The organism is Fonticella tunisiensis (assembly GCF_004364155.1).
GTDB lineage: Bacteria > Bacillota > Clostridia > Clostridiales > Caloramatoraceae > Fonticella > Fonticella tunisiensis.
Map to the genome: position 1 here is coordinate 91,036 of NZ_SOAZ01000012.1, position 6,536 is coordinate 97,571.

The window sequence follows — 6,536 nt, forward strand, 5'->3', positions numbered from 1 at the left end:
AAGGAATTATGAAGATAAAATTCTATATTTTCGCTCTGTTTTGCTGCCTTTGGCGCTTTAACCCCATTAGGGATTTAGGGTTTAAAAGTTCGTTTTTGCTTTTAATCATCTATTTTTTCTTCCCTGCCTCCCATAAGGATATTGCCTTATTGTAAAACTCCTTTGCTTCCTCAGGGGATGAGAAGGCTCTTTTGGGAATAATGTGTCCCATCATTTTATCCTTAAATATGAATATATATTCCTCATTTTCCATTATGCTTTTGACTCCATTCCATGAAACAGATCCCCTATTAACAGATGTAATTTCCTTAAACCCTGATTTTCCTATTTCAAAAATATGCTCTCCAATAAGCCCCTCCTTTTTATCAGGTAAACCCATTGCCTGCTTTTTAGTTATATAAATCATTAAAAGAAATCCAGCTGCAGTCGATACCGGCATTGATACTACTATAACTGAAGGTGAAAGATTTTTTAGAAGCTCTATTACAAGCACGACTATCGGTAAAATCAAAGCGCTTAAAATAAACGTTGTACGAACATAGGGAACGTTAAAAATCGCATATTTGTTGAAGTTCCAGTAATCTTCACGTGTTATATCAGCCTTTACTCTCATTTAATTTCCTCCCTAATTTTTATTTTATAAATATTTTATCATCTCCTATTCAACATTTCCTCAAGCTTTTTTGATATTCTTCTTCATTTTTTGTTATAATATTAACAAAGCTGCTATAACTATATGGAGGTAAGTGCCGTGAACATTAAATTCAACGAAAAAACGAAGAATGCATTAATAAAACTGCAGGAATCAAAGGTGAACGGGGTGATAAGGCTCAAGGTCCTTGCCTTCGGATGAGGGAAACCTGCCATGGAGCTTGTTCTGGATGAGCAAAGGGATAATGATATTTACGAAAGAATCGAGGGAATAACATTCGTAATTGAAGCAAACCATAGAATGTATTTTGAAAATATAGAGATAATTTATAACCCAGAAGTGTTTAATAATGGATTTTATGTGCATATGATTGATAAAATATAGAAAAGAGGCTTCAAAAGCCTCTTATCTATTTTTCCAATGATTTAAAAATATCCCTTGATTTTACTATAAATGCCAGTGATATCATGGCCCAGAGGAGGGTATATCCTTCTGCAGCAAATACTCCAAACTTCTGTATAAATGCAATTGGTGAATCTATAAGTGCATGAAGAAGTATGGCGTAAAGGACATATATATATCTTCTTTTCATAACTGCATAGAAAATTATAAGAGAAAGTCCGATTTGTATGGTTATTGCAAATATTCTTTCAATACCGCCTACTAAAAACATATACGAAGGTGCACTTATTAGTGTATTTTTAATTTGAGCTGCCAGTTCACCAGAAATTTTTGAGCCGATAACCGTATCAAAGCTCCCTGTATTTATTAGGCTGCTGTACATTAAATTAGCCAGGCTGTTCATACCTAACAGCAAAATCGCCTCAATTCCCCCATGACCTATTCCAAAGGCAACTCCATTTTTCCAGCTCAGATACTTTTTAAGAAAAAGCTTAATGCCTATAAGCCTTCCAACTTCTTCAAATATACCTGCAGTAAGTCCAAGGAAAAGGGCAGTTAAAAAGGTGTTCTGTGCCAGGGAGATATACCAGCTCTGATTGCCAAAATATGCTAGAAGCGGAATTCTTATTATACCCTGAAAAACAAAGAATACAAGTGCTCCAACGAATACAGCCCTTAAGGATATTCTATACCTTCTATACATGAAAATTACAAGCCCTATTGGAAATAAAAAGGCTATAACAAGTGATACAAACATAAAAATTATTGATAAGTCGCTTACCATGTTAATCCTCCATTACATTAATAATAATTTAATCCGTTGTGCTAGTTCAGGGGTTGAGCGAAGATAAAAAATATATGAAATTCACATAAAGCCAAGAGCTAGAAGTTCTAGGCGAAGGGATGCAGAAAAATCCTAGAACTTTCGTGACTTAAGAGAAGCGAGTTTAACGAAAGTTCTTGATTTTTCAAATCCCAAGCCTTAGAACTTCTTTGCTAAGCGTGCTGGTGAATGAAATATATTTTTTATCGTAGCGCCGATCTGTAAATTTATCTAGCACAACGAGTTAATTTAAACTTGCTACATAACAAGTGGACAAAAGAGCTTTGAAAATTCTTTTTCACCGTAGCCCTCAAATTCCACCTTTATAATGCTGTCATCCTCATAGGTTATTATTCCCTCACCGTACTTTGGGTGCTTAGCCCTTCTTTGAGAAGCACCCTGCTGCTTTTTTTCCCGTTCCTCCCTGAGGAGCTTCATGATATCCTTAAAACTTGTACCTTCGCCTTCATCATCCCTTTTAACCATACTTGAGGGTATCATTGAAATATATGTGCTCGGGTAAGGTAACATACCTGGAAGGGATGGCTTTGTAATATATGAAAGTTCAAGATAGTTTTTAGCCCTTGTTATTCCAACAAAGAAGATCCTCACCTCCTCCTCTTCCTGATCCCTTTTAGTGCTTAATGGTATATTTCCCATGTTAACCCCTGTGATAAAAACATGTGAAAATTCAAGTCCCTTTGATGCATGAATGGTTAAAAGGCTTACGCTTTCCCTGTCAAATTCTCCTTCCTCTTCAAATGGAATTCCCTTTTTATACACTATTTTAAAGGGTATTCCCTCCTTTTCAAATACCTCAGATAAAACTTCACCCTGGGACTGCCTTCTATAAAGTATTCCAATGTCTTTGTAGGGAATGCCTTCTCCGTGAAATTTTTTTATCCTTCTTGCAATGTGGAGGGCCTCGTTAAAGGCATCGTGATGTTTTTTAACTATTATGGGGCCTCCACCGTCCTTTACTCCCTTTATATCCTCTCCTCCAAGAAGGGCCTTTGCGGCCCCGATTATCGTTCTGCTTGAGCGATAGTTTATAGGAAGGCTCATTTCCCTGGGGTTATAGACCTTTTTAAACTCGCTGAATATATTTGTAGTTCCCGTTCTCCAGGAGTATATTATCTGGTTAGGGTCTCCAACTGCAAATATACTGGTATCCCTTCCAGCAATTTTTCCTATGAGTTCAAGCTGCCTTAAATCCGTATCCTGAAACTCGTCTATTATTATCCATTTAGGGTTTATCGGTTCCCTTAAGGCTTCAATGCATTTTTCAATAAGATCATCAAAGTCCATGAGGTTTCTCCTTCTCTTTTCCTCGTTATATAGTTCTGCGAGCCTGCTTATATCATCATCCTTTTTCATTGCTCCATAGAGGGTATTTCCTTTTTTAAACTCTTCGATTCTTTTCATTAGCTTTGATTTGTACTTAACTTTAAGCTTGTTTGATTCAATTATTTCTAAAAGCATATCCCCCGCCTTTACATTATCTATAACTTCAAAATCCCTGGAATAGCCAAGGGCTTCAAGGCTGCTGCTTTCAGAGAGTATGGCCCTGGCAATGGAGTGGAAAGTTCCAAAATATTTCATTCCCTCCTTAAAGTTCTCCCTGAAGGCCAAAACCCTTTCCTTAATCTCCTCTGCAGCCTTATTTGTAAAGGTTAAAACCACCATGTCCTCGAGGGGAATCTTTTCAATTATGTTGAGATAAAGTACCTTATGGGTTAGAACCGTTGTTTTTCCACTTCCAACAACGGCATTGAGAAGTATGTGACCACCCTTTGAAATTACTGCCTCCTTCTGATAGGAATTTAGTTTTTCAAATTCCTTTAGATAAATTTCTTCCATCAAATCACCTATTTCGTTAAATCATCGTATCTTCTTAGTATTTTATCGAGCTTACTGTCATACTCCTTAACTTCCACATCTATTTTAAACTTCTCGGGCACCTTTACATACCTTCTAATTACGTTTTCAATCCTATTCTTGTTAGCCGTTTCAAGAATCCATTCCCTGTAGAAATCTCCCGTTACATTTAATATAAGAACATCGCCTTTAACTTTAACCTTATCTATTGTGCTGAAGAACTGAACATAGGCCTCGCTTTTTTTGCTGAGGAAGCTTACATATTCACTCCAATTTTCTTCAAGCTCGCTAAAGTCAAAGGGTTTTTCCTCTATAACAACAACTTCAGGTGCTTTCTTTTTAATTTCAACTGGAGATTTTTTCTCCTGGAGCATTCCTTCAAGGCCCCAGAGAACTAACTTTTTATCAAGGTGATAATCTCCAACGCATGCGGGGCAGCCATCCCTGCATCTGCAGTTTTTAACCAGGTTTATGGCCTCGTGGAGAATTTCATCTGCAAAATCAAATGCCTTTTCAGTAAAGCCAAGTCCCCCGGGGTAAAGATCGTAGAGTATAACGTATGCCCTTTTAATTTTCCCGTTTTCCTCTATGGTGTTAAATATGGTTCCCCCGATGTCCTCGGAAGTTGCCATAGTCCTCATCCTTGCTGCTGTTAAAAGGGCATGCTTTAATCCACTGTAGTAGTTAAACTCTCCGTAGGCGTTTATGACGTTATCGACATCTTCAGGGATTAAATACCATAGACCCTCGGTTTCAAGCTCTGTAAACAGATTCTCCCTTATGGGCTCAAAGCCAAGGTTCTGCCTGTTGTGGAACTGTATCATCTTATATGCAGGCACAGCCTCCCTAATGTTTACATCTCCAAAGGAAGCCCTGGTCCTTGCTATATCCCTGGCTTTAAACTCCTTTATAATGCTTACGGCGGTTTCTGTGAAGGGAACTGTAAAATAGTTCATATCAACAGGTACAACCTCCGCAATCCTGTTTACAAGATCAAGCCTTTCAACAAGATACTGCATTCCATCATGTATGTATATTGCCTTTGGATAAACCTCATGGAAGGCTTGGTACTCATCCATTTCAGTAAGCATTTCTCCGTTTTGTTTGTTTACAACCTTATATATATCCCTTGATATGTTTCTTAGGCTGAAATCCCCTGCAGGAAAATCCTTTCCTGTCCAGATAAAAAGCCCCCCATCGTTTTTAAGCTCCCCTGCCTTAATTAAGACTGGTACAATCTCTCCAAGGTCTGGAAAAATTGAGGCATCATCAAGGGATAGGGGAAGCTCCGCCGCTGCAGCCCTTACATGGGCGAGCTGTATAAATAAATTATTTTTATCTATAACGGCATTTTCAACTCCTGTCTTTACGAGCCACTCGCTATTAATACCTATATACTGGTCTATTGGAGATACATCAAGTATTAGAATACCAAGGGAGGTTCCCCCCTTTCTTCCGGCACGGCCTATCTGCTGCCAGAAGGACGCCTTTGTTCCAGGAAAGCCGCAGGATATTGCAAGCTCTATATCCCCAATATCTATTCCAAGCTCAAGGGCATTTGTAGCAATAACTCCCGTTATAAGGCCTTTAGAAAGCCTTCTTTCTATTTCCTTTCTCTCCTGAGGCTTGTATCCACCTCTATAGCCCGATATCCTGTCTGTAAGACCATTTGAAAGGGCTGGAAGGCCCTCTATGTTTGAAAGCCTATCCCTCGCCTCCTTTAAAACGACCTCAACTTCACGTCTGCTTTTACAGAAGGTTATAAATCTGATATTGTCCTGAACAAGGTCCGGTATGAAATCAGATGCCTCTTCCTCAGGCGTTTTTCTATATTCCGTGTCCCTCACAAAGGGAGGTTGCCATATGTATACCTTCTTCTCGCTTCCCGGTGAACCGTCCCTGCTTATATGGGCAAAGGGTCTACTTGAAATGCTCTCGGCAAGCTCCACCGGGTTTGCTATAGTTGCTGAGCTGAATAAAAACTGGGGATTTGACTTATAGTAGCTGCAGACTCTATTTAACCTTCTCATGACATTTGCCATGTGGGAGCCAAAGGCACCCCTATACACGTGAAGCTCGTCAAGAACTAAAAACTTAAGCCTTGAAAAAATATGGTTGAAGCCATATATGCTGTGGTTTGGCAAAAAGGCAGAGTTCAGCATTTCAGGGTTTGTAAGTATTATATTGGCGTTTTTCCTTATTCTAGCCCTTTCATTTGTTGGTGTATCGCCGTCATAGATTCCCGCCTGAATTCTATCTCCGCCAAAGTATTCAAGTATGGGCAGGAAATTTCTAAACTGGTCATGGGCAAGCGCCTTTGTTGGATAGACAAATATGGCCCTCGTTGCAGGGTCCTTAAGTATTCTTTCAACAACGGGAAGAAGAAAGCTTAGCGTCTTTCCACTTGCAGTTGAAGTTGTAATTACTACGTTTTCCCCCCGTGATGCCCTTTTAAACATCTCGTACTGATGGGAGTAAAGCCTCTCTATTCCCCTTGACTTAAGGTATGATATAAGCTCTTCACTCATTTCCTCCGGAAAGGGCATATACTCTGGTTCTCTTTTATCTATTTTAATTTCACCTACAATTCTATTTTCATAGAGCTTTAACTGAGGAATGTTCATCATCTTCCCCCCTTTAAGTTTCTAAAATAGTCTCTTGCAAAACCTTGAAAGGCTTAATTTTTAAGGCTCTGCATTCATCTATATGCAGGATATCCCCCAACATTTATCGAATTATATATGTACCACCAAACACAATTCATAAATGGAGGGATACCCT

The 6,536-nt window shown here is 38.8% G+C and carries 5 protein-coding genes; 1 reads left to right on the plus strand and 4 read right to left on the minus strand.

What is annotated here, in order from left to right; all coding sequences use genetic code 11:
- Positions 1-109: 109 nt before the first annotated feature.
- Positions 110-613 carry a YcxB family protein gene (locus tag EDD71_RS08705; RefSeq protein ID WP_133628346.1) on the minus strand — a complete coding sequence of 168 codons (504 nt, stop codon included), beginning with the start codon at positions 611-613 and terminating at the stop codon, positions 110-112.
- Between the two features lie 252 nt (positions 614-865).
- Here EDD71_RS08705 and EDD71_RS15335 point away from each other — a divergent pair, with 252 nt between their 5' ends.
- Positions 866-1,036, plus strand: coding sequence for a hypothetical protein (locus EDD71_RS15335; RefSeq protein WP_166636414.1), 171 nt, complete (start codon positions 866-868; stop codon positions 1,034-1,036).
- A 25-nt stretch (positions 1,037-1,061) separates the two neighbouring features.
- On the opposite strand, the gene EDD71_RS08710 is transcribed toward EDD71_RS15335, so the two are convergent.
- The 3 genes from EDD71_RS08710 to EDD71_RS08720 form a co-directional block, all read right to left on the minus strand.
- On the minus strand, positions 1,062-1,838 hold the full coding sequence (locus EDD71_RS08710; RefSeq protein WP_133628347.1) for a YhfC family intramembrane metalloprotease: 777 nt from the start codon (positions 1,836-1,838) through the stop codon (positions 1,062-1,064).
- Positions 1,839-2,135: 297 nt separating this feature from the next.
- Entirely contained in the window at positions 2,136-3,737 is a 1,602-nt protein-coding gene (locus EDD71_RS08715; RefSeq protein ID WP_133628348.1) for an ATP-dependent helicase, read from the minus strand.
- A gap of 8 nt (positions 3,738-3,745) precedes the next feature.
- A complete protein-coding gene (locus EDD71_RS08720; RefSeq protein WP_133628349.1) occupies positions 3,746-6,379 on the minus strand; it encodes a DEAD/DEAH box helicase in 2,634 nt (877 codons plus the stop codon).
- Between the last annotated feature and the right edge of the window lie 157 nt (positions 6,380-6,536).